Origin of the sequence: Halobacillus sp. B23F22_5, assembly GCF_043497085.1 — a bacterium.
GTDB lineage: Bacteria > Bacillota > Bacilli > Bacillales > Halobacillaceae > Thalassobacillus.
Genome location: NZ_JBIEKI010000012.1, coordinates 37450 through 62614 on the forward strand (window position 1 = coordinate 37450; position 25165 = coordinate 62614).

Consider the following 25165-nt stretch of genomic DNA (forward strand, 5'->3'; position numbering starts at 1 on the left):
ATTAATCAGAAATGCGTAGCATCAGCATGATTCATCGCACGTCAAAAAGCCCCCTGTTCCGGGGGCTTTTAAAAACTTAATTATAAACTATCTGCTCCAATGATATCATTTCTTGTAACAGGTTCAGCGTACGGAGAACCTTCTTCACTGTAAACTTGATCCATTCCATCCACCTGTACTTCCACGGCTTCTACATCAGCTTGTTCAGTCATTGTCATAACTAAACTCTTCATAACATGTTTGGAAACAGATTGCTTTTCTTGATTGGAGAGTAGGGCTTCATTAAATGATAAGGTTAAAACCCCCTCCTCCAAGCTTGTCCCTTTCAGTTCAGCTTCATCGTTGAAAGCTGATAACAGAGGAAGATCGAATGCAGGTCCTTCCACTAATGCCTGGACGATTGACTCATAGGATTGATCATTCGATGTATTGAGATGAGTGGTTACAGGTACATAATAGAATTCTTGATTGTCGTTTTGTGCAGGATAGTAAAGCGTAACTGCTTTACTATCCACCGGGTCAGCATCGTCACTCGCATATACATTAATCCCATCCGCTCTGGAAACTCCACTGGAAATCGGGGTGCCATTAACCGGCATAACCTCTTGCTCATGGCCATTGATCCACAATTTAATGCGATCGACACTATCAAATTGGGTAAGCGTATAGGTCATCGCCTGTAAAATCTTTTGTTCATCCTCTGGTGCATAATCTGCAAATTCTTTTGAGACATCAACAATCATTGTCCCATCCTTAAGATTCAATCCCAGAATTTCTGTACCTGCTGGCAGCACTGCTTCGAACCCATTAGGAAGCAGCTCTGTTACTGGACCACCCTTCACCAGATACTGCAGCGATTGGGTAGCTACCTCTTTACTGGAAATGTTAGGAAGATCCAAAGTTTGAGGTACTACCATTCCATTGGCATCTAATAAATAGAGTTCACGGCTGGTAGTTCCTGTCGCTTCCTCACTTGCTTCTTCGCTTGTATCCTCAGCCGTTTCACCGGCGTTCATCTCTGCTTCCTCACCATTTTTATCTATATAGTCTACGTCCTGAGGTGCGTCCATCTTTTCTATGGACTGCTCGCCTTCAAAAAAACATCCTGTTAATAACAAAGTGCTCGACAGGCCGATCACCAGTGTGCCAATAACACGCATTTTCATGCTTTCCCCTCCTATGATGGTTTGTACTATTATATATACGAGCACGTGGGGAATTTAGACCAAAGACCTGATTATTAAAAATCAAAAAAAGCCGACTGGAGGATTTCCAGACGGCTTAAAAAGGTAAGTATCAGTCTATAATAGCTGGTTTCAAATATTGTATCGGTTCTTCAAACCAAACGTTGGCTACTTTTTCAAATTTATCCAAATCACCCGTGGAGTAAAATTCATGATTCGGTTTCTCTTCTCCCTGATAATTTAAATCCTGATAGGCTAAAATCAAACTTACTTCACGGGCAGTTTCTTCCCCGGAACAGATGACTTGTATATTTAATCCCATTTCTTTCTGAATCAGATGCCTTATTAATGGGTAATGGGTACATCCTAGAATCATCGTGTCGATGCCATTATTCACCTTAAGTGGGTGAAGCGAATTTTTAACAGTTTCCTCAGCTACTTCACCTTCTAATATCCCGTCTTCTACCATCGGCACGAATGCCGGACAGGCAAGACCTTTTACGACAATGCTTTTATCGATACCGTGTAATGCTTTTGTATAGGCTTCACTGCTGATTGTTCCTTCCGTTCCTATTACACCTACCCGTTTATTCTTACTTACCTTAATAGCAGCTCTCGCTCCGGGTTGAATGACTCCGATAACCGGAATATCCAATTTTTGTTGTAATTGATCCAAGGTGAACGCGGTTGCTGTGTTACAGGCAACTACTAATAATTTAATATTTTTTTCAAGCAAGTGATTAACCATTTGCCACGTAAATTCAATCACTTCTTCTTTTGACCTGGGGCCGTACGGGCAGCGCTTTGTATCCCCCAGATAAATCAGTTGCTCATTAGGCAGCTGTCTCATCAACTCTCTCGCCACCGTTAACCCGCCTACTCCAGAATCGATAACACCAATTGCTTGTCGCACAAACCTTCCTCCTCTTTCTTAGTTGACTGATCATTCTGTTGCTTGTTGATCGGATTCCAGCATTTGATCATGAAGCATATGCAATAGCTGGTTTAAGGTTTCGACCTGTTCAGCAGGCACATTTTTCAATACACCTTCTAAATAAGCCTGTCGTTTTTCAATAACTTCATGAATGATTGCCGTCCCCTTCGCTAAAACATGTATGCGCACTACACGACGATCCTTAGGGTCTCTTATCCGCTCTACCAGTTCGTTTTTCTCCATTCGATCCATAAGGTCCGTGGTAGTGCTGCAGGCAAGATTCAGATGATTAGAAAGTTCACCGATCGTCATGTCCCCTTTCTCTAACAACCATTGCAATGCTAGGAATTGCGGGGCTGTAATCGGATAATGGTTTAATATTTCCCGGCCTTTTTGTTTTATAATACCGGATATGTATCTCATTTCTTTCTCGATTTCAGAAATTACGGTTGTTGATTGGGTCTTTGCCAAATCCACGCACTCCTCAATGAATAAGCTTTTCCTACATTCTCATCGTTTCCGTATAAAATTTCAAGAAAGAAGTTTATATATTTCTTCTTCATTTAAAAATATGCAAAGCAAATATTAGAATAACCTGGCTCGACGCCAGGTTATTCTGGCTAAGCCTTTTTATTTTCTTATATTCTAATCCTTTAGAAAAGGTGAATTTTCTTTAAGTATAAAAAAAGAATCACAAAAAACTTGTGATTCTTGAAGGAACGGTAGTTCATTAACCGTCAATAAAAAGTGAACTAAAGCTTTAATTCCCCCATCCTTAACAGCTCAATGACCGCTTGGGATCGCCCCTTGACACCCAGTTTTTGCATGGCATTTGAAATATGGTTGCGGACAGTCTTTTCAGAGATAAAAAGTTCGTTTGCTATTTCTTTTGTGGTCTTATCTTGGACAAGGAGCTCAAAAACTTCTTTTTCGCGTTTCGTCAGGATTTGTTTTGGCCTGTAGTCGTTCTCCTTCAAATGTGTACCCCTCCTTGCTCTCTGAGCTGCCCTGAGAGGGAATTATTTAGTCATGATATCGTATGAAGGGAGATTGACTGCTGTTCCGCTTCTATGAAGATTTGGAGATTAATCCTAATTCTTGGGCTTGTAATAGTGCTTCCGTGCGTGATCTGACATTCAATTTATTAAATATTCCAGTCAACGTATATTCTACACTACGCTGGGACATATGAAGCTTTTGGGCGATTTCCCTGTTCGTCAGACCAGCAGCGATTTCTTGCAGAATCGATTGTTCTTTTTCATTCAAGGAGATAGCAGCCCCTTCGGGTGAATCAGCCTGATTACTCGGACACGCTTCAGTCCTGCGTAATTGCTTGAATAAATGGAGCGGAATAACTACTTCATCCCGCAACGCACACCGAATAACTGTCACTAATTCTTCCTTACTTGCGGTTTTACTTACAAATCCAGAAATATCAGCTTCAACAAGCATATTGAAGTGAGTGCTCAAATCAAATCCTGTATAAATCAATATGATGATATCGGGGAAGCGGCGCCTCACCTTCTTTGCTAATTCGACTCCATTTAAACCTGGCATGTAAAGATCAAGCAAGAGGACATTGTATTTGTTTTCTGCCAAGTAGGTGTCTGTCTCTTCACTGTTAGCAATTACATCTACTTGAATATCCTCTTCTTGTTCCAACATCGCTTTTGTACCTTCGCCGACAGCTGGATGATCGTCAACTATTAATATATTATTCATGCCAATACCCCCTTGTTAACCGTAAGAGGAATGGAAACTTGCATCTGAAAACCTTTCCCAGGTGCTGTTTCTACATTCATTTCTCCAAAAAATCCGTTAATCCTTTGCTCAATTCCTGATAGACCGAAATGAGAGAAAAGATCCTTTTGCACGGAATAATCCATCCCTATCCCGTTATCAGCATACTGTAAATAAATGTTGTTATCGTCACTATATAAATGCAACTTTACAATTTTTGCATCCGAGTGTTTCATGGCGTTCGAAAGCAATTCCTGTACAATTCTATAAATTGCCAGGATTCTTTCCTGATCTAATTCCGCCTCAAACCAGCGATCATCAAAATAAACAGTAAAATTTGAACGCAATTGGTATTGCTGAATCAAGTTACGGAGTGATTGAACCAACCCTAATTCCTCAATGAAAGCAGGGCGTAATTCATTACAAGTTTCTCTAATTAAATGAATACTGTCTAGTAATGACTCCCTGAACATGTTCAACTCCGTTTTCAAACTTTCAGATAATGTGGGACGATTTTGTAATAAATCATCCACTTTTCTATATAGATACAATTGCTCCTGAAGTACCGTATCATGAAGGTCGATGGATAATTGCTTTCTTTGATTTTCTGCTATCGTAAAGAGCAGACGTGACAACCAAGTCGGGTATTGCTGAGTTTGGTCATTTTTCAATGCTTTGAGTTCTTTCACCAGGTCTTCTATCAACGATAAGTTCTCAAGCGCAATATTTGTATTGTGAGCGATAGTTTGAAGGTACGTCTTTTCATCACGATTCAACGTTGTGTAATCTTTCTTTCCTGTACACCACAGCAAAGTCATTTTATTCAATGAATGACCGACCACAATCCCAAACCCTTCATCGGTCTCAATCAATTCACCAATTTCAGCAGGCGAATCTTTCAGATAACTCTCGACATAACCAAATACCCCTTCTGGTACATTTTTGTAAACACAATAAAATTGGTTTTTCAAATTTTTCGAGAAGACATGGACTTCTCTTACATTCAATACATTTTTTATTTCATAACGTAAACGTTTCAGTAATTCCACTACATTTGTTTCCTTTTTCATATCCTGGGATAACCGGTGCATACTATCCTGGTAGCTATATTTAGCTGCAATCAGCCTACGCTGCAATCGAAAGTCGAGACTTTCTTTCAAAGATAAAAAAATGATGAAGACGACATGGATAAATAAATATAACTGCACAAGTGTAATAGCAGGTAATAAAGGGTCTACTAACATAGATCCAACCACTAAGATAATAATACTGGGTAAAAAGCTGATGATTGTATAATATCGGACCCTTCCCATGACAAAGGTAATATCCATCAATCGTTGTCGTGTAACCAAATACACGAACGTAACCGGTAATGCAAAAGCAAAAATAGCTGCAACATCCAATGGAATAATATGCTCACTAATAAGCAAACCTGGAATAAGATAAAATAAAATATAAGGCAAAAAAGCGATACCCATTCCAAGGTTTATATATTTGAACATAGGACCGTAACGGGTTGTCCTGTATTTAAAATATCCGGAAAGGATCAATCCAAGTGAAAATAGAATCAGAAAAAATAGAACGATAGCTGGCAATCTGTCCATAAATGACGGATAATAAAGCGTCATCAAAAAGTACGCTTCCGCGGAAGATATCGCACCTACAATAATATACAACAATTGATAGATATAGCGGGAAAACCATTTAACATCAAATTCATTAAAATATTCATATAAGAAATGCAACAGTATTACTGGCGCAAAAAGAAACATTGCTACATTGAGAAAAGAGGCATATAAATCATTGCGAATTGCTCCGCTATTCGTCATATACCCAAGAGCAATAGTCAAAAAAAACAATATCAACAAATGAGAAGAATGCCGCGGGCGTCCTTGTCCATATAAAACATAGGCAATACCTGATATCACTAAAAAAAACAATACAGGCAGAATGATGTAGAGCAGCCAATGTTGCAGACTCACTCCATCAATATTTTCATATAGCACACGTTGTCCCTCGTGTTCGACCGTAAACGTGTGTACCTTTTCAATTTCTCCATTCAAAGGTACCGAGAAGTGTTCAATCGGAGGCTTACCGTCAATTGAAATGACACTACTACCAATGGGGACATTATTGTTAATCGCCCACCCTTGCTTTTCTAATTTTACAATTGTCACTTTTCCAGCCCGCTCCTCTACTTCAATTCCTATGTAGGGGTAAGCCAATGATACGTATAACAAATAACAAGCTGACAGAACAAAGAATAAACTTATGATTAAACTTTTCTTGCTGAAGATCCCCACGGTGCTCCCCTCCTTTATGAAAACATTACATTATAAAAAGAAGTCAGCAGTCAACCGCTGACCTCTCTATTATACAAAATCTTAAAAGAATTTTCGCTGTCAAATACAAGCAGTCGATTGTTCTGCCAGTTTCTCTTTGAATGCTTCATCAAGAGGGACAGATTTCCCTGTCACTGAGTCGACCTGCACGAGTCTCCCCCGTCCGGTTAAAGCTATGTCACCATCCTGATTGACTGCAAGATAATGAAGGTCAAAGGAAGTATTTCCAATATGATCGGCTTTCACGTAAATATCCAGTGTATCATCGAAATATAACTGTCTATGAAAATCACATTGAAGGTCTGCGACTACCGGCACTACTTTCTGTTCTTTATTCTTGTGCAGAAAAAAACCTAAGTGCTTCATAAATTCAATACGCGCTTCTTCAAAATACACAAAAGGAACTGTATTGTTCATGTGTCCGAATTGATCGGTTTCGGAAAAGCGGATACGAACTTGAGTATTAAAGTGAAAACCAGCTCTCCACTTCTCCAGGTCATTGATATATGCTGCCTTTTTCATCGGAACTTCCTCCATTCAGGTAATATTACTATGTAATAAAAGAGCCCCTCCGTGATAGGCGAGGCTCTTTTAAATGGATAAGCGTATGATTACAGCTTGTTGTCGCTACCGAAAAAGCTTTTGAAAGATTCAATAGCAGTATCACGATAGATTGCTGCAAGAGATGTGGTCAATGGAATCCCTTTCGGGCATGATTGCACACAGTTCTGTGCATTTCCACAACCCATGATTCCTCCGTCTCCCATGACTGATTGCAGACGTTCACTCTTATTCATTTCCCCTGTTGGATGGGAGTTGAATAAACGCACTTGAGAAATAGCAGCAGGTCCAATGAAATCTGACTTACTGTTAACATTCGGACATGCTTCCAAGCAGACACCACAAGTCATACACTTGGATAATTCATACGCCCATTGCCGCTTGCTTTCTGCCATACGAGGACCAGGTCCTAAGTCATACGTTCCATCAATCGGTACCCATGCTTTTACTCGCTTCAATGAGTCGAACATACGGCTTCTATCTACTGCCAAATCACGTGTGACCGGGAATGTACTCATCGGAGCCAAACGGATTGGCTGTTCTAACTGATCGACTAATGCCGTACAAGACTGACGTGCCTTTCCATTGATGATCATGGAGCAGGCGCCGCAAACTTCTTCCAAACAGTTCATATCCCAAAATACAGGCGTTGTTGCTTCCCCTTTTGCATTTACAGGATTACGACGAACCTCCATTAAAGCGGAAATGACATTCATATTTTCACGATAAGGGACCTCGAAAGTTTCTTCATATGGGGCAGAATCAGGACTATCTTGTCGTTCGATGATGAGTGTGATCATTTTTTTCTCTTCACTCATGATCATTTACCCCCTTTGCTTTTTGAATAGTCACGCTTACGTGGCTTGATCAAGGAAGTGTCCACTTCTTCATAGGTGAACACAGGTTTGTTCTCGGCTTTATCATACGTGGCAATGGTTGTCTTGAGCCATTCTTCATCATTACGTTCCGGGAACTCTGGTTTATAATGGGCCCCGCGACTTTCATTACGATTGTATGCTCCAAGCGTCATGACTCGAGCTAACTGCAGCATATTTTGTAATTGACGGATGAACATAGCTCCCTGGTTGCTCCAACGGGAGGTGTCATTGACATTGATACGCTCATAGCGTTCCATAAGCTCCTGGATTTTCTTATCTGTCTCAAGCAATTTAGCATTGTCACGGACAACCGTTACATTATCTGTCATCCATTCCCCAAGTTCTTTGTGGAGCTGGTAAGCGTTCTCGTCTCCATCCATTTTCATGATTTTTTCAAAATTATCCTTCTCAAGCTGTAATTGTTTTTCAAATACGCTCTCATCGATATCTTCATAAGTCTTTTCTAAGCCATCGATATATTTCGCCGCATTTGGTCCAGCTACCATACCGCCGTAAATGGCAGAAAGTAACGAATTGGCACCAAGACGGTTAGCACCGTGTTGGGAATAATCACATTCACCAGCTGCAAAGATTCCTGGAATGTTGGTCATCTGGTCAAAATCGACCCACATGCCACCCATAGAATAGTGGACAGCAGGGAAAATCTTCATTGGAACTTTACGAGGATCTTCACCGACAAACTTTTCATATATCTCGATGATACCACCAAGTTTGACGTCTAAGAATTCAGCATCTTTATGAGAAAGATCCAGGTATACCATGTTCTCGCCGTTTATTCCTAATTTCTGATTGACACAAACATCAAAAATTTCCCGTGTTGCGATATCACGAGGCACAAGGTTTCCGTATGCAGGATATTTTTCTTCAAGGAAATACCAAGGCTCTCCATCTTTATAAGTCCAAACTCGTCCACCTTCACCACGAGCAGACTCACTCATCAGACGAAGTTTGTCATCACCAGGGATGGCTGTAGGGTGAATTTGGATAAACTCCCCGTTCGCATACTTTACGCCTTGTCGATAAAGCGCACCTGCAGCAGAACCAGTATTGATAACAGAATTGGTTGACTTGCCGAAAATGATTCCCGGTCCGCCGCTTGCCATAATTACCGCATCGGACTTGAAGGCTTTTATTTCGTGTGAGTGCAAGTTTTGAGCAACTACCCCTCGGCCGGTACCTTCTTCATCAATAATAGCCGAGATGAATTCCCAGCCTTCATATTTAGTAACTAGTCCGTTCACCTCATGACGACGGACTTGCTCGTCTAACGCGTAAAGCAACTGTTGTCCTGTTGTTGCGCCAGCAAATGCTGTGCGGTGATGTTGTGTACCACCGAAGCGGCGGAAGTCCAACAGCCCTTCAGGGGTACGGTTGAACATAACACCCATACGATCCAATAGATGGATGATGCCAGGAGCTGCATCAGTCATCGCTTTAACTGGTGGCTGATTGGCAAGAAAATCACCGCCATATACAGTATCATCAAAGTGTTCCCACGGGGAATCACCTTCACCTTTTGTATTTACGGCTCCATTAATACCGCCTTGCGCACAAACAGAGTGAGAACGTTTTACAGGTACAATGGAAAGCAAATCGACGTGAACGCCTGCCTCTGCCGCTTTGATGGTTGCCATCAAACCAGCCAGACCTCCGCCGACAATAACTATATTTCGATCGCTCATTTTTAAAACTCACTCCCTCTAAGTACTTTCATTTCTATCTAAATACGTTATGTTTAATTTAAACTCCATAGGCGAATGTGAATAGTGTGCGTACGCCTATATACGAAACAGCCAAGAAAACGATGATGCTTGCATACGTCATGATGCGTTGAGATCTTGGTGTCATCGTAATTCCCCAGCTGACAAAGAAAGACCAAAGTCCATTTGCAAAGTGGAAGGTTGTTGATACTACACCCACTACATAGAACCAGAAGAAAAATGGATTAGTCAAAATATTCTCCATCAATTGGTAATTGAGGTCTACCCAGCCCAAACCAATAGCTATACGAGTTTCCCATACATGCCATGCGATGAATATCAAGGTGATTACTCCGGTGTAGCGCTGGAGCATAAACATCCAGTTACGGAAATATCCATAATTGGAAACATTGTGTTTTGCTGTGAATGCAATATACACCCCGTAGATGCCATGAAAAAGAATCGGTAAGAAAATGATGAAGAGTTCAAGTACATACCGATATGGTAAACTTTCCATAAAATGTGCTGCAGCATTGAATGCTTCTGGACCTCTTGTAGCAAAAAAGTTAACCGTCAAGTGCTGGATCAAAAAGATCCCGATGGGAAGGACCCCAAGTAAAGAATGGATTCTTCTGTTAATATAGTCGCGATTTCCCGCCATGTTTTACCCCCCTCAAGTTAAATGAATAGTTTGTTATGTGTACATTATCACCAATACTGAGGTTCAAGAATTGAAAAAATCCGCCTAAAATGTAAAGGTCGTCTCTCAATAGGCACTCCAGTAATATACAAGTTCCAAGACAGCGCTTCCTTAGACACTAAAGGCTTTCTTCTCTCTATGTGAACACTCATCCATTATAAAAGCGCTTTAAAAAGCGCACGAACAAAATAAAGCATACGCCTGAAACAGGACGCAAGCCCGTTCCTCTTATACTTTGCCATATTAAAGCGGTAATGGCAAAGTATAAAAATTCATGGGGGTGTAAGCCCCGCTTGGCGTATTTTGTTGATAAATGTACAAAAAGTGACATATTTATTGTACTTCTATCGGATGGGAGCGTCAAGAAGCCAACTTAAGAATTTAGAGAAAGAGATTAATCAAAAATAACTAAATCATTCAATTTTGGTTGCACTATAATTCAAATCAAGTGATAATGAATCATGTAGAAAGGAATGACCAATTATGAAGGGAAACACAACAACCAAGATCAACCTGGATCAATTACAATCGCTTGTACATACAGGAGCGGGTTATGACCTGCTCAGGTACTATACACTTCCGGACTTATTGGGGAAAGAAGCACCTTTCCTCCTTTATTACATGGGGAAAAATCTGGCCAGACAGAGCGAGATAAAAACTTTAGATGATATCATCCAATATTTTCAGCAATTTGGCTGGGGTTCCTTATCTATTTCACAAGAAAAGAAGAAAGAGACCCGCTTCGAACTAAGCGGACATGTGTTAGAAAAAAGGTTACAAAACCCTCTACTGGAAGTAGATTTCAGGATGGAAGCCGGCTTCCTCGCTGAGGCAGTAACCGTCATCAATGATGTGAATGGAGAGGGCTTTGAAGAAGTTGATGAAAAGAAATACCGGGTTACATTCACTGTAATGCATACATAAATGAAAGAGCCAGCTCATTCTTCCGCTGGCTCCTTTTCTTGCTTTTGATTCAGTTGTTCTAGTATCGTTTTCGCAACTGGTAACGGAATACCTAATTTAGTAATATCTTCAGGTGACGCATTTCTGATTTCTTGTACAGACTTGAAGTGACGCAATAACAACTTTCTTCGCTTTTGGCCTACACCTTGAATTTCATCTAATTCTGACTGAATTGCCCCTTTTCCTCTTAATTGCCGGTGGAATGTGATAGCAAATCGATGTACTTCATCCTGGATTCTTTGAATCAAGTAAAACACTTGGGATTTTCTGTCTAATTCTACTACCTGCGGCGGTTCCCCATACAATAGTTCACTTGTTTTATGCTTATCATCCTTAGCCAGCCCACAAAGTGGAATATCTAAACCAAGCTCATTTTCAAGCACATCCATAGCAGCGCTCATTTGGCCTTTAGCACCATCAACTAGAATCAAATCAGGTAAAGGGGCCCCTTCTTTCAAAACTCTCGAGTACCTGCGGCGGATAACTTCCCTCATCGTCTCATAATCATCCGGCCCTTTTACATTACGGATTTTATACTTACGATATTCTTTCTTATGAGGTTTGCCATCAATGAATACGACCATAGCAGAAACCGGGTCAGTTCCCTGTATATTAGAGTTATCAAATGCCTCAATTCGTCTTGGGGTTTCAATATGAAGCTTTTCACCAAGTGTTTCAACCGCTTTGATCGTACGTTCCTCATCCTGTTCAATCAATGCAAATTTCTCATCCAAAGCTATTTCCGCATTTTTCATTGCCAGCTCTACCAGCTCTTTTTTACGGCCCCTCATAGGGATATGGACTTTGGTATCCAATACACCTTCCAGTAAATCGATATTCGTAGCGACTGGTACCAGCACCTGTTTTGGGTAAGGGTGATTCTGATGAAGGTAAAAACGGCCGATATAGGATAAAAACGTTTCCTCCGGGTCATCGAAGAAAGGAAAGAGGGCAATGTCACGTTCGATCAGTTTACCTTGCCTTACAAAGAAAACCTGGACACACATCCACCCTTTATCATAAGAATAACCGAACACATCACGGTCGACTTGATCATTCAGTGTCATTTTCTGTTGTTCCATTACAGACTCGATATGTTCGATTTGATCTCGCAATTCTTTCGCCCGCTCAAAATCCAAGTCCTCTGAAGCCTGATACATCTTTTTCTTGAGATCTTTTTTTATTTCTTTATGCCCTCCGTTCAAAAAAGAAGTTATGTTTTGGACTATATTTTGATTCGTTTCCTGAGAGACAGGATACTCACAAGGTCCAAGACATTGGTGCATGTGATAATACAGACAGACTCTATCGGGCATGGTATTGCATTTTCTTAAGGGGTAAAGCCTGTCCAGCAGCTTCTTGGTTTCACGTGCGGCTAATACGTTAGGATAAGGCCCGAAATATTTCCCTTTATCCTTTTTGATTTTTCGTGTAACAATCAAGCGGGGCTGCTTTTCTGCTGTGATTTTTAAATAAGGATATGTTTTATCATCTTTCAACAGCACATTATATTTAGGGTCATATTTTTTGATAAGATTCATTTCCAGGATCAATGCTTCTATTTCAGATGTGGTGACTATATATTCAAAGTCTACAATTTCCTGAACCAGTCGCTGTGTTTTTCCGTCATGAGCTCCTCTGAAGTAAGAACGGACTCGATTTTTTAACACTTTTGATTTACCTACATATATAATCGTGTCATTTTTATCTTTCATTAGGTAACAGCCTGGCTGATCAGGAAGGACAGCTAATTTCTCTTGTATTTGCTGGTTCATAACCACTCCCCTCCCATCTATCGGGTGTATGATAAATTTATCATATTCTGCCATGTATATACAGAATCATGTTCTCTTCCATTTAAAAAGCCACGTTACAGATGCAACGTGGCTTAGGGTATACAGAATTACGCAATATTAAGCATGTTTGTTGATAAGGTCAGTAAGCGCTTCTTTTGGCTGGAAGCCGATTACTTGATCTACTACTTTTCCATCTTTAAAAAGAAGTAGTGTCGGGATGCTCATTACTCCATATTTGCTAGCTGTTTCCTGGTTTTCATCCACATCCAGCTTTACAATTTTTACTTGATCGCTCATTTCGTCATCAATTTCTTCTAGTACAGGAGCGATCATTTTACAAGGTCCACACCAAGGTGCCCAAAAATCGACTAGTGCTAGACCTTCATTAGTTTGCTCTGTAAAGTTTTGATCAGTTGCAGTTACAATTGCCATTAAAAATTCCTCCTCGAACAATCTTTTTAAACATAGATAGAGTATATCATGTCCTAAAATTAGTGGCTAATACTTTGTTTATACCACAAATCAGCTTCTCTTATGCAAAGAAATACCGGAGCATGAAAACTTGCTCCGGTATCTTTCTATTAAGCATTCACTTTAATTTGTTTAATTTCTTCAATTAACTTCGGCACTACTTCAAAGAGATCCCCGACAATACCGTAATCAGCTACATTGAAAATATTAGCTTCCGGATCTTTGTTGATGGCTACAATCACTTTCGAGTTGGACATTCCCGCCAAGTGCTGGATAGCCCCGGATATGCCAGCCGCAATATATAAATCCGGTGTAACTACTTTACCTGTCTGACCAATTTGAAGGGAATAATCACAGTACCCTGCATCACACGCCCCACGAGATGCACCGACAGCTCCTCCTAACACTTCTGCCAGCTCTTCTAATGGTTCAAAGCCTTCTGCACTCTTCACGCCTCGCCCACCTGCTACAATCACTTTAGATTCTGATAGATCGACACCCTCAGACCCTTTACGAATAATATCTTTGATGATGGTACGAAGATCTGCAATTTCAACGCTCTTGGAAGTTACTTCACCAGAACGTGAATCATCCCGGTCCAGTGCGGCGATGTTATTTGGACGGATTGTGGCAAAAATGACTCCGTCTGTAATGATTTTCTTTTCAAACGCTTTACCAGAATAGATAGGTCGAGTAAAAATAACATTTCCACCTTCATTGCTCACTTCTGTGGCGTCTGAAATCAACCCGGTTTCAAGCTTACTGGCAAGCTTAGGTGTCAAATCTTTACCGACAGCTGTATGACCCATTACGATTCCTTCAGGACTTTCATCATCAATCACTGCTTTAATCGCTTGTCCATAGCCTTCAGATGTATACGTTTTCAATTTTTCGTCTGAAACAGTGATGACACGATCTGCACCATAGTAGACCATTTCATTTCCTTGTTCAGTTAAATCACCATCACCGCACAACACACCTACCACTTCACCATCCGGACTAATTTGTTTTGCAGCTGCGATGGCTTCAAACGTTACATTACGTAAAGCGCCTTCACGAGCTTCCCCAATCACTAGCATTTTTTTACCCATAACCGATTCTCCTTTCCCGGTAACTCCAATATTTATAGTACTTTCGCTTCGTTTCTTAATAAGGAAACAAGTTCTTTCACTTGATCGTCAATTTCACCCTCCAGTACTTTCCCTGCTTCTTTCTCAGGAGGAAGGAAAATATCCACAGTTTTCGTTTTAGGTTCTACCTCATCTTCATCAAGATCAAGATCATCCAATTCTAATTCTTCCAATGGTTTTTTCTTCGCCTTCATGATTCCAGGCAAGGATGGATAGCGTGGCTCGTTCAACCCTTGTTGACAGGTCACTAATAATGGCAGGGAAGTATCTACCTTTTCCACGTCACCTTCCACATCACGTTCGATCTGTACAGTTTCACCATCTATAGTAATGGAAGTAATCGTCGTAACATAAGGAATATTCAATCGTTCAGCTAAACGTGGACCGACTTGGCCACTCGCTTCATCGATAGCTACATTCCCGGCAAGGATAAGATCGACATCTTTATCCTCGAAGAAAGCTTCTAAGATTTTGACAGTAGTATATTGATCGCCATCTTCCAAATCATCTTCTGTATTGATAAGGACTGCTTTATCTGCTCCCATAGCAAGCGCAGTACGCAGTTGTTTTTCTGATTCCTCTTCACCAATGGTGACGACTGTGACTTCACCGCCATGTTCATCACGGAGGTTGATCGCTTCTTCCACCGCATATTCATCATATGGATTAATGATGAATTCAGCGCCTTCCTCGTCAATACGCGCATCATTGATGGTGATTTTTTCTTCCGTATCAAATGTTCGTTTCAACAACACATAAATATTCATACAAAAACCTCCTAGACTATTGATCGTTAAATTTAGGTTTTCTTTTTTCCATAAATGCCTGGATACCTTCTTTGGCATCTGCCGTGCCAAACGCTTCTCCAAAAGCTTTCGCCTCTGCCAAAGCTCCTTCTTCAAACCTGGAACTGCGGGTGTATGTCACCAATTCCATCACTTGACGAATCGTCGGACCACTTTTTTCCGCAATTGCGTCTGCTAACTTTTCCGCAGCGGCAAACAATTCTTCTTCTGGAAAACTTTTATTTACCAGACCTGCGCGAGCCGCTTCTTCGCCGGTGATAGGAATCCCGGACAACATCATTTCGTATGCTTTTGCAGCACCTACATATGCAGGCAGCCTCTGCGTTCCAGCAAAACCAGGGATGATACCCAGGTTCAGTTCAGGTAATCCGAATTTTGCATTATCAGCTGCATACCGAATATGGCATGCCATTGCAAGTTCCAGACCACCGCCCAGTGAAGCACCATGAATGGCTGCTATGACAGGAACGTTAAAATTTTCCACCCGGTTGAACAGTGCCTGTCCTTTTTGGGAGAGACTTGTGTAATCGGATTCATTTTGCAGTGAAGTAAATTCTTTGATATCAGCTCCCGCTGAAAAGAATTTACCTTCCCCCTTTAAAATGATCGCTTTAATGCTGCTATCCTTTTCTACCTCATCCAATCTTTCTGAAAGTGCCTCCAACAAAGACGTAGATAACGCATTTGCAGGCGGACTTTGTAATGTAAGTGTAGCTACATGGTTTTCTACATGATAGGATATGTTCCCCAAACCACTACCTCCCCTTGCTAAGATCTATATGTCAAGCCACGGACGATCAAGTCATGGACCGTCCCGGCCTGTTCAACTAAATCGTAATGCTGCTCTTTCATCACCCAGTTAGTGACTGCTTCATCCAAGGTTCCGAAAATCATCTGACGGACCAGCCGCGTGTCGATGTCATTCCGGAAAATTTCATCCTGGATCCCCTCTTCTATTATTTGATCAATAACGGTCAAATACCTTTTTAAAACTTCATTTATTTTCAATCGTAAATCTTTATTTGATTGTCTTAACTCCAACTGTGTGACGATAGCAAGATGATGATCTGCTGTGAGCTGTTTAAAATGCATTTCAATCAACTTCAGCAACTTTTCAACCGCTGTCTGCTGTGAATTGGTTTCTTCCTCAATTTTCTTAATGAAGTTTCCCATCTTTTGCTGGAATAAAGACACCAATATATCTTCTTTATTTTTGAAGTACAAATAAATGGTACCATCTGCCACCCCTGCTTGTTTTGCTATCTTTGAAACCTGCGAGGAATGGTATCCATTTTCAGCAATCACTTTGACAGCTGCATCTATGATTTGCGTATACTTCGGCTTATTTTTTTTCATTGCAATCTCCTGCCTTATCTCTTCTGAAAATGAATGAATGGTCATTCATCTATTATTCTACATTCCTATTTTGTTCCTGTCAATAAAAAGAGGACAAGCCTCTCAAGGTTATACAGGTTCCGTACTTCCTGTACCCTGTTTGTTTTTTTCTTCTTCGATAAGGGTCCTGCGCAATATTTTCCCTACAGCTGTCTTTGGAAGCTCATCTCTGAATTCATAAATTCTCGGTACTTTATAGGCTGCCATATGCTTTCGACAAAAATCATTCAATTCCTGCTCCGAAACAGAAGAATCTTCCCTTTTAACAATAAATGCTTTAACCGTTTCACCCCGGTAAGGATCTGGGATGCCTACGACTACAGCTTCCTGGACCGCCTCATGCTCATAAAGCACTTCTTCTACTTCTCTTGGATAAATATTAAATCCGCCAGCTATAATCATATCTTTTTTCCGGTCTACCACGTAGAAGTAACCTTCTTCATTCATATAACCCAAATCTCCAGTACGGAACCACCCTTCAGCATTCAACACTTCATCTGTGTCTTCTTTTCGTCCCCAATACCCTTTCATTACTTGAGGTCCTTTCACTACAATTTCTCCCACTTCCTCAAACTCAGCTTCTTCATCACTTTCCATTCTAAAAATCTTCGCATCTGTATCCGGCCATGGTACGCCGATACTACCATTTATTCTTCGACCCCATACAAAATTAGAATGTGTGACCGGCGATGTCTCTGTCAGTCCATATCCTTCTACTAATTTTCCACCTGTCACTCGTTCAAATCTCTCTTGAACTTCTACAGGTAAAGGTGCTGAACCACTAATACAAGCTTCAACAGAAGATAAATCATACTTTTTCAAACTAGGATGATTCAACAGTGCAATATAAATAGTCGGTGCTCCAGGAAACAATGTTGGTTTCTGTTTATCGATTGTTTTCAACACTTCACCGGCATCGAATTTTGGCAGTAGAATCATTTTCGACCCCATCATAATTGATAGATTCATCACTGCTGTCATGCCATACACATGGAAGAATGGGAGAACACCGAGTACTATCTCTTCACCCCTTTTACATTTATACAGCCAATTCATTGACATTTGCGTATTAGCTACCAGATTCAAATGGGTCAGCATTACACCCTTCGGATAACCAGTAGTTCCTCCTGTATATTGTAATAATGCAAGATCTTCCTCAGGATCGATATCAACAGGCGTCACTTTGTCCTCCGTAGATTGCAGAATATGCTCCCAAAGATGCGTATCATTCGTTTGTTCCGGTGTAACTACCAGTTTATATTGCCGTTTTTGAATGAACGGATAGATTCGGTTTTTAGGAAATGGCAAATAATCCTTGATGCCTGTTATGATCACATGCTCTAAATCAGTATTCCCTTTGACATTACTTACTTTAGGATAAAGTATATCCAGGCAGATGATCATTTTTGCTCCGGAATCGTTCATCTGATATTCCAATTCCCTTTCCATATATAATGGGTTGGTTTGGACGACAATTCCTCCAGCCATCAATATTCCATAATAGGCTATCACCGACTGGGGGCTGTTCGGCAGCATGATTGCCACCCTGTCTCCTTTTTCTAAACCCAGCTTTTGCATATATGCGGCAAATATCTCTGTTTGTTGAAGCACTTCTTCGTACGTAAGTTCTTTGCCCATAAAATGAAGCGCTTTCTTTTTGGGGTATAGCTCAGCCGCTTCATATAAAAATTGGTGCAAGGCTTTTTTGTCATAATCTAAGGTAGCGGGAATTTCTTCTGGGTAATGACGGTGCCATGGTCTTTCAAACTTTTCTGTCATCAGAATTCCTCCCTTTACTTCGCTTATATCTATTATAACGATTTATGCCCATAAAATGAATTATTATTTGAAAATTTGAAAAAATAACGTAGGTCTATAGTAACAAAAAAAGGACAAAAGACAGGCTTCAAAGCCCGTCCTTTGTCAATTCAAAATAACAAAAACCACGCCGACAATAATGAATAGGACTGAGACGACACCCAGCACCTTTGCTAATGTTTCCATGCTTATTGTTCGCCCCTTAAATAATATTTGCTCCAATAACAAAAGAAAGACCGACCGATATAACTAAAGAAATAAATCCTACAGCCCGGTTATCATTTTCTATTTCCGCATCTATTTTGAAATTAGGTGTCAAAAATTCGTAAATGAAATAGCCGATCAAGAGTAAGAAGAAACCATACAATCCCCAACCCATGGTTTGCAGCAAAGAATCATTGTGTTCAATGGAATAACGAAAAATATTGGCAATGCCGAATATTTTTCCTCCTGTTGCCATAGCTACAGCTAAATTTCCTTGTTTAATTTCTTTCCAGTTGTTGTACCGGGTTACCAGTTCAAAAACTGCCATAAAAATAACCAAACATAAAATAACCACACTGTATCTTGCTGCAGTTTCAATTAATGGGTGCTCCCAAAAGCTATTCATCTACGATCCCCCCCTGTTTCTCAAGCTAATTCTAACACAGTAACTCCACCGCCGCCTTCGTTCATTCCGCCAGAACGGTGAGACTTGATAGCAGAATGGTTATCTGCGAAATTTTTAACACCATTCCTTAACGCTCCTGTACCTTTCCCATGAATGATGGAAACTCTAGGGTACCCGGCTAATATGGCATCATCAATATATTTTTCTAAACGGTTTAAGGCTTCTTCATATCTCTCCCCACGTAAATCCAATTCTGTCTTTACATGGTAGCCTTTACCTTTGACTGTAGCCATTGTTTTTTCCTTCAAAGGCTGTTCAGACTTGATATATTCTAAATCTTTCCGCTTAGCCTTTACTTTCATTATCCCAACCTGGACTTGAAACTCATTTTCACTTATCACATCTATAACTGTACCGTTCTGATTCAAAGAAAGCAGCTTGACTTCGTCTCCAGCTTTTAACTCACGTTTACTTACACTTACCGGTTTCTTTTGTTTCTGTTTCTTGTCAGCAAGTTCAGGGCGGGCTTCTTCTAATGTTTTACGCGCTTCAATCCATTCATGTTCCTTGAAATCTGCCTGTTGTTTCCGGTTACGTAGTTCTTTTACAATTTCTTCAGCTTCCATTCTAGCCTTTTCTACAGCTTTTTCAGCCTTCTGTTCTGCACGTTGATAAAGTTGTTCCCGCTTATCTTCGAACTTTTTCCATTTATCTTCTAATTCTCTGTGAAGCTCCTGGGCCTGTTCTAATATCCTCTCAGCTTCCTCATAATCCCGGTCCGCTCCCCTTGTGGATTCTTCCAGAGAAGCAATCATATTTTCCACACTTTTCGAATCACTGCCAATATGGCCTTTAGCTGTTTCTATTACGTCTTCATCCAATCCTAAACGTCTTGATATCTCAAAAGCATTGCTTCGTCCTGGCACGCCGATCAATAACCGGTAAGTAGGCTGTAAAGTTTGTATATCAAATTCAACCGATGCGTTAATGACACCTTCCCGGTTATAACCATAGGCTTTTAATTCTGGATAGTGGGTGGTAGCAATCACTCTTGCATCCCTTTTAACTACTTCATCCAAAATAGACATAGCCAGTGCTGCTCCTTCTTGCGGATCTGTACCGGCCCCCAGTTCATCGAATAACACCAAGGTTTTGTCATTGACGTGTTGTAGTATATCTACAATGTTAGTCATATGGGAAGAGAAAGTACTTAGGTTCTGTTCGATTGATTGTTCATCTCCAATATCCGCAAAGACATTTTCAAACACTGCCATCTCCACACCATCTAAGGCAGGGATCTGAAGTCCGGATTGAGCCATCAACGTACATAGGCCGACCAATTTCAATGTAACTGTTTTCCCGCCTGTATTAGGGCCTGTGATTACAATAGAAGTAAAAGATGCACCAAGTTCGATATCATTTGCTACTACTTCTTCCTGATCGATTAAAGGATGTCTCGCTTGTTTCATTTTAATGACTCCACGATCATTCATAGTAGGCATGGCTGCTTTCATGGACTGTCCCAACTTGGCTCTTGCAAACATAAAATCTATTTTTTCAAGAAGTTCAACATTTTGATAAAGGAAGGATTCGTCCGAAGCTATAGCCTCTGATAATTCTTTTAAAATCCGCTCGATTTCATGTTTTTCCTGAACTTTTGCTTCTTGAAGTTGATTATTCAAGTCAACGATGGCCTGGGGTTCTATGAACAACGTAGCACCTGAAGCTGATTGGTCATGCACGATTCCCCCAATCGCTCCACGATACTCCTGCTTTACTGGAAGTACATACCTGTCATTTCGGATGGTTACAATAGCATCTGATAACATTTTACTTTTTGATTTTGTATAATTGTCCATTTTATCCCGCACTCTGCTTTCATAGGTGCGGACGCGAGAGCGGATCGTACGGAGTTTATCCGACGCACCATCCATGACATGACCATTGTCATCAATGCATCCCCGGATTAGCCGCTCTAATTCATTTAAGGGAACAATCCCTTCTACTAAATCACGCAGGATAGGGACCACCGGCTCTTCCATTTGGTCGATGAATCTTTTCATCTGTTTCCCGCCATATATAGTTGAAGCGATATCCAAACATTCTGATGGGCTCAACACGCCGCCGATGGTAGTTCGCTTAATGCTCGGTTTAATATCAAAGATACCGCCGAGTGGGACATTGCCATGTAATCTGATCACTTGGGCAGCTTCATCTGTCTCATTTTGCCAACGTACTACTTCTTCAAAATCAGTGGATGGCTTTAAGGCAGCAGCTTTTGCCTTTCCGAGTGAAGAAGCTGCATATTCTGCTAATTGATCAATTATTTTTTTATATTCTAATACATGAAATACACGTGGATTCATGAGTGATTGACTCCTTTATTTCTTAGCTTTCCCTTGGAAAAGGTTCACTAGCTCCTCCTTTTTCCAGGTATTGATGACATTTTCTTTTCGCAGCCACCCTTTGCGTGCTGCTCCAACACCTATTTTCATATGGTCCAGCATGGAATAGTTATGAGCATCCGTATTGATAGCTACCTTGACACCAGCTTCTTGAGCTTTGATTAAAGTTTCCCAACTCAAGTCAAGCCTGTTCGGGTTTGCGTTCAACTCTAACACTGTTCCAGTTTGCTGAGCTGTCTCTATTAATACGTCCAAGTCCACGGCATATCCTTTTCTTCTGCCAATCAACCGCCCGGTTGGATGGGCAATCATATGGACATATGGATTCTCCATAGCATGAACTAACCGTTTCATGATCTTATCTTGAGATTGAGTGAAACTTGAATGAATAGAACCGATTACAAAGTCCATCTCCTTGAGGAATTCATCTTCAAAATCAAGCGTTCCATCAGGAAGGATATCCATTTCAATTCCTGCAAAAATATGAAAGTCATCCATTTCATTGTTCAGCTTGTCTATTTCTTTCCGTTGCTTACGTAAACGTTCTTCATTTAATCCGTTTGCAACTCGTAAATATTTGGAGTGATCGGTGATAGCAATGAATTCATAGCCTTTCGCTTTTGCTTCCTCTGCCATTTCACGTATGGACTGGGCGCCATCACTCCAGGTGCTGTGCATATGAAGATCCCCTCTAATATCCTTCAGATCTACTAAGTCTATTTTCTTTTCTGCTTTTTCAATCTCTCCTAAATTCTCCCTAACTTCAGGCGGAATCCAGTTGAGCCCAAAGTGAGCAAAAAAGTCTTCTTCTTTTTTGAAGGTTGTCACTTCGCCGGTTTCAACATTTTCAATTCCATATTCACTGATTTTTTCATTTTGCTGTTTCGCTAATTGGCGCATCGCCACATTATGATCCTTCGATCCTGTAAAATGATGGAGTGTTGTCGCAAATTCTTCTGGTTTTACAATCCGGAAATCAATGTTGATATCGTAGCCTTCATTAACAACTACGGATACTTTCGTCTCCCCGGATGCGATCACTTCCTCTATATCTTCATACTCTAACAATTGATCACGGGTTGCTGGAGCATCTTCTGATACGATGATAAAATCCAGATCCTTGATCGTTTCTTTCATTCTCCTCAAACTTCCAGCCCTTGAATAACGTTCTACAGTCTTCACTGTGTCCAGAAAGGCTTCGATTTTTTCTGCCAGTGGAAGCATCATGGCTATCGGCAGACGTTCTGGTCTGCTGTCTGCATCTTCTAATGCTTTTAATATTTTTTCTGCTGATTTTTTGCCAAAACCTTGCAGTTGTTCGACGCTTCCATCTTCACACGCTTTTTTCAGGGTTGCGGCATCTGTAACCCCTAATTCCTGATATAATTTAGAAAGCTTTTTTCCCCCAAGTCCAGGTAAGTCAAGCAATGGCACTAAGCCTTTAGGCACTTCTTCCTGAAGTTGCATCAATGTATCCGATTTACCATTGTTTATATATTCGTTAATAACTTCAGCAGTTCCTTTTCCTATCCCTTTCAACTTAGTGAAGTCTTCGATTTCGCTTAAGGATCGCTCATCCTGTTCCAAGGCTTGAGCAGCTTTTCTATATGCAGATATTTTAAAAGGATTCTCTCCTTTTAGTTCTAAATAAACAGCTACCTGTTCCAGTAACTTAATAACCTGCTTTTTATCTACTGCCATGTTATCCAACTCCTCTTAATGAGTTTAGTGATATCGTAAAGAAAAAACTTCTCCAAGTAAGAGAAGTTTTATAGTAGTGCTGCTACATGTTCAAACCACAGCGTTTTCAGCTGCTGTGAGAACATTGGCGTGTGTTCGATTATTGCCTGGGCAATTCCGGCGTTATCTAGTGCACTTTGCACAGACTCAATCGGCATCAGGGCTGCGATAGAAAGTAAAATAAACAAAATCAAGTACGTCTCAATAAAGCCTAAAACGCCTCCTAATAATCCATTCAATGTCTTTAAAATTGGAAGATCAGCTACGAAATCAAGCATTGAGGCAATGATTTGCACGATGATTTTTACACCAAAAAAGAGAATGGCAAAGGCAACCGCATTATAGAAGGCTACTTCCAGCGGCAAGCTATCCAAAAATACGGACCATTCTGCACTTTCAGGTAAATTCGGGTACGGCACCCAAAGTGTCAGTCGTTCTGCAAGGTCATCATAATATAGTACTGCTACTACAAAAGCGGCTATGAAGCCAATAATATGGAACAGCTGAAGGATAAAGCCCCTGCGTAATCCGTTCAGTATCCCAATAATCAAAATTATAATCAGTAATAAATCAATCATCTTGTTTTCTTTCCTTTTCTTCGTTGATTTTCAGCTTGTCTATAAGTTCATTATACGATTCTTTCAAGGCTATGTAATCATTCATCGTATTGACCGCAGTAAGTACAGCAAGTCTGGAAGTATCCAGAGAACGGTTGCCCTCCTGGATTTCACGCATTTTTTGATCCACAAGTCCTGCCACCATTTTCACACGGTGAGCCGGCTCATCACCCACAATCGTATAGGAACGATTATATATTTCAACCGTAGTACGTGATTTTTTATTTTCTGAACGGGACATATTATCCCCCCTGACAATAGAATCCTAAAGTTTATATTAACACGAAGGAGAAAAATTGGGAAACTAAATCTATCGTATATTGCATGGTTCTGTCTTATTGTGTCGTCTGGTATACTTGTCATGAGTGAAAACCTAAACGCAAAAAAGAGAGAGGTATTCAAACATGGGCCAAGTTGTACTTAAAGTAGCAAAACATACCCTGAATGAAATGAAAAATTATTATAAGGAACAAATAAAACCGGATATGCCTCCAGCTGCCTTATTTGTGGCAAAAACGCCTGGAAGCACCATCACGGCCTACCAATCCGGGAAAGTTTTATTCCAGGGAAAAAGTCCTGAAGATGAAGCGGCTAAATGGGGGAAAACCGACCAGCCTATAAAGAAAAAAGTCAAAAAGCAACATGCTTACCATCCGCCAGAAACGCTGTTCACGTGTTCTCATATCGGCTCGGATGAAGCAGGAACAGGAGATTACTTTGGACCAATTACCGTAGCTGCTGCATATGTAAAAAAAGATCAGATCGCTTTATTGAAAGAACTTGGTGTCAAAGATTCTAAGCATTTGACAGATGATAAAATCCGCTCCATCGCTAAGGATATTGTCCACCTGGATATCCCTTATACATTATTGAAATTAACTAACAAAAAGTACAACAAGCTCCAAGCCAAAGGATGGAGTCAGGGAAAAATGAAAACGATGCTTCACCATCACGCTTTAGAAAAACTGCTGGAAAAAATAAAGCCGGAACGTCCCGCCGGTATTTTAGTCGATCAATTTTCAGAACCTGAGGTATATAAACGTCACCTTGCTTCAGAAGGGAATAAACTGCAGGAGAATGTCTATTTCATGACCAAGGCAGAAAGCTACTCGATCGCTGTCGCTACAGGATCGATTCTTGCCAGGGCAAGCTTCGTAAAAGCGATTGAAGATATGTCTAGAGAAGTTGGGCTGACTGTCCCTAAAGGTGCATCCCTTCAAGTAGACAGGGCTGCAGCTGCTATCATTAAAAAGTTTGGCAGGGACAAATTAGAAGAGATTGCTAAAGTACATTTTGCAACTACGCAAAAAGCTAACAAATACTTAAAAAAATAGTCCTGACCCTTATCTCCCTT

24 protein-coding genes are annotated in these 25165 nt (G+C 40.6%); 2 read left to right on the forward strand and 22 right to left on the reverse strand.

Annotated elements, in window-relative coordinates; all coding sequences use genetic code 11:
• Positions 1 to 80: 80 nt before the first annotated feature.
• The 10 genes from ACGTN9_RS14855 to ACGTN9_RS14900 form a co-directional block, all read right to left on the reverse strand.
• The gene (locus ACGTN9_RS14855) at positions 81 to 1166 is read right to left on the reverse strand and encodes a GerMN domain-containing protein (protein WP_499594056.1); all 1086 of its coding nucleotides are present in this window, start codon (positions 1164 to 1166) and stop codon (positions 81 to 83) included.
• A 130-nt stretch (positions 1167 to 1296) separates the two neighbouring features.
• Entirely contained in the window at positions 1297 to 2097 is an 801-nt protein-coding gene (gene racE, locus ACGTN9_RS14860) for a glutamate racemase (protein ID WP_499594058.1), read from the reverse strand.
• Between the two features lie 30 nt (positions 2098 to 2127).
• A complete protein-coding gene (locus ACGTN9_RS14865; RefSeq protein WP_499594060.1) occupies positions 2128 to 2589 on the reverse strand; it encodes a MarR family winged helix-turn-helix transcriptional regulator in 462 nt (153 codons plus the stop codon).
• A 281-nt stretch (positions 2590 to 2870) separates the two neighbouring features.
• Positions 2871 to 3095: a helix-turn-helix domain-containing protein gene (locus ACGTN9_RS14870; protein ID WP_499594062.1), complete on the reverse strand. Its 225-nt coding sequence runs from the start codon at positions 3093 to 3095 to the stop codon at positions 2871 to 2873.
• A gap of 91 nt (positions 3096 to 3186) precedes the next feature.
• Positions 3187 to 3840: a response regulator transcription factor gene (locus tag ACGTN9_RS14875; protein ID WP_499594064.1), complete on the reverse strand. Its 654-nt coding sequence runs from the start codon at positions 3838 to 3840 to the stop codon at positions 3187 to 3189.
• Complete coding sequence (locus tag ACGTN9_RS14880; RefSeq protein WP_499594066.1) at positions 3837 to 6161, reverse strand: sensor histidine kinase; 2325 nt, start codon at positions 6159 to 6161, stop codon at positions 3837 to 3839. Before ACGTN9_RS14880 ends, ACGTN9_RS14875 begins: the two co-directional genes overlap by 4 nt.
• A 99-nt stretch (positions 6162 to 6260) precedes the next feature.
• On the reverse strand, positions 6261 to 6722 hold the full coding sequence (locus ACGTN9_RS14885; RefSeq protein ID WP_499594068.1) for an acyl-CoA thioesterase: 462 nt from the start codon (positions 6720 to 6722) through the stop codon (positions 6261 to 6263).
• An 89-nt stretch (positions 6723 to 6811) separates the two neighbouring features.
• A complete protein-coding gene (gene sdhB / locus ACGTN9_RS14890) occupies positions 6812 to 7579 on the reverse strand; it encodes a succinate dehydrogenase iron-sulfur subunit (RefSeq protein ID WP_499594070.1) in 768 nt (255 codons plus the stop codon).
• Positions 7580 to 7581: 2 nt separating this feature from the next.
• Positions 7582 to 9342: a succinate dehydrogenase flavoprotein subunit gene (gene sdhA / locus ACGTN9_RS14895; RefSeq protein ID WP_499594072.1), complete on the reverse strand. Its 1761-nt coding sequence runs from the start codon at positions 9340 to 9342 to the stop codon at positions 7582 to 7584.
• Positions 9343 to 9400: 58 nt separating this feature from the next.
• Positions 9401 to 10021, reverse strand: a complete 621-nt coding sequence (locus ACGTN9_RS14900) for a succinate dehydrogenase cytochrome b558 subunit (protein WP_499594074.1) — start codon at positions 10019 to 10021, stop codon at positions 9401 to 9403.
• Between the two features lie 522 nt (positions 10022 to 10543).
• Here ACGTN9_RS14900 and ACGTN9_RS14905 point away from each other — a divergent pair.
• Positions 10544 to 10984 carry a YslB family protein gene (locus ACGTN9_RS14905; RefSeq protein ID WP_499594076.1) on the forward strand — a complete coding sequence of 147 codons (441 nt, stop codon included), beginning with the start codon at positions 10544 to 10546 and terminating at the stop codon, positions 10982 to 10984.
• A 14-nt stretch (positions 10985 to 10998) separates the two neighbouring features.
• Here ACGTN9_RS14905 and uvrC read toward each other — a convergent pair whose 3' ends face one another.
• The 12 genes from uvrC to zapA form a co-directional block, all read right to left on the reverse strand.
• On the reverse strand, positions 10999 to 12798 hold the full coding sequence (uvrC, locus tag ACGTN9_RS14910) for an excinuclease ABC subunit UvrC (protein WP_499594078.1): 1800 nt from the start codon (positions 12796 to 12798) through the stop codon (positions 10999 to 11001).
• 138 nt (positions 12799 to 12936) lie between these two features.
• Positions 12937 to 13251: a thioredoxin gene (gene trxA / locus ACGTN9_RS14915; RefSeq protein WP_093044270.1), complete on the reverse strand. Its 315-nt coding sequence runs from the start codon at positions 13249 to 13251 to the stop codon at positions 12937 to 12939.
• A gap of 149 nt (positions 13252 to 13400) precedes the next feature.
• A complete protein-coding gene (locus ACGTN9_RS14920) occupies positions 13401 to 14381 on the reverse strand; it encodes an electron transfer flavoprotein subunit alpha/FixB family protein (RefSeq protein ID WP_499594080.1) in 981 nt (326 codons plus the stop codon).
• A 32-nt stretch (positions 14382 to 14413) separates the two neighbouring features.
• A complete protein-coding gene (locus tag ACGTN9_RS14925; protein WP_499594082.1) occupies positions 14414 to 15187 on the reverse strand; it encodes an electron transfer flavoprotein subunit beta/FixA family protein in 774 nt (257 codons plus the stop codon).
• A 16-nt stretch (positions 15188 to 15203) separates the two neighbouring features.
• The gene (locus ACGTN9_RS14930) at positions 15204 to 15977 is read right to left on the reverse strand and encodes an enoyl-CoA hydratase (RefSeq protein WP_499594084.1); all 774 of its coding nucleotides are present in this window, start codon (positions 15975 to 15977) and stop codon (positions 15204 to 15206) included.
• Between the two features lie 17 nt (positions 15978 to 15994).
• Complete coding sequence (gene fadR, locus ACGTN9_RS14935) at positions 15995 to 16582, reverse strand: fatty acid metabolism transcriptional regulator FadR (RefSeq protein ID WP_499594086.1); 588 nt, start codon at positions 16580 to 16582, stop codon at positions 15995 to 15997.
• Positions 16583 to 16690: 108 nt separating this feature from the next.
• On the reverse strand, positions 16691 to 18400 hold the full coding sequence (locus ACGTN9_RS14940) for an AMP-binding protein (RefSeq protein ID WP_499594087.1): 1710 nt from the start codon (positions 18398 to 18400) through the stop codon (positions 16691 to 16693).
• A 241-nt stretch (positions 18401 to 18641) separates the two neighbouring features.
• Positions 18642 to 19049 carry a DUF350 domain-containing protein gene (locus ACGTN9_RS14945; RefSeq protein ID WP_093044258.1) on the reverse strand — a complete coding sequence of 136 codons (408 nt, stop codon included), beginning with the start codon at positions 19047 to 19049 and terminating at the stop codon, positions 18642 to 18644.
• A gap of 20 nt (positions 19050 to 19069) precedes the next feature.
• Complete coding sequence (locus ACGTN9_RS14950; RefSeq protein WP_499594089.1) at positions 19070 to 21415, reverse strand: endonuclease MutS2; 2346 nt, start codon at positions 21413 to 21415, stop codon at positions 19070 to 19072.
• A 15-nt stretch (positions 21416 to 21430) separates the two neighbouring features.
• The gene (gene polX, locus ACGTN9_RS14955) at positions 21431 to 23155 is read right to left on the reverse strand and encodes a DNA polymerase/3'-5' exonuclease PolX (RefSeq protein WP_499594091.1); all 1725 of its coding nucleotides are present in this window, start codon (positions 23153 to 23155) and stop codon (positions 21431 to 21433) included.
• A 68-nt stretch (positions 23156 to 23223) separates the two neighbouring features.
• A complete protein-coding gene (locus tag ACGTN9_RS14960; RefSeq protein ID WP_499594093.1) occupies positions 23224 to 23772 on the reverse strand; it encodes a CvpA family protein in 549 nt (182 codons plus the stop codon).
• Complete coding sequence (zapA, locus tag ACGTN9_RS14965) at positions 23765 to 24052, reverse strand: cell division protein ZapA (RefSeq protein ID WP_499594095.1); 288 nt, start codon at positions 24050 to 24052, stop codon at positions 23765 to 23767. The genes ACGTN9_RS14960 and zapA overlap by 8 nt, the downstream gene beginning before the upstream one ends.
• A gap of 163 nt (positions 24053 to 24215) precedes the next feature.
• On the opposite strand from zapA, the gene rnhC reads away from it, so the two are divergent.
• Complete coding sequence (rnhC, locus tag ACGTN9_RS14970; protein WP_499594097.1) at positions 24216 to 25145, forward strand: ribonuclease HIII; 930 nt, start codon at positions 24216 to 24218, stop codon at positions 25143 to 25145.
• The last annotated feature ends 20 nt before the right edge of the window (positions 25146 to 25165 follow it).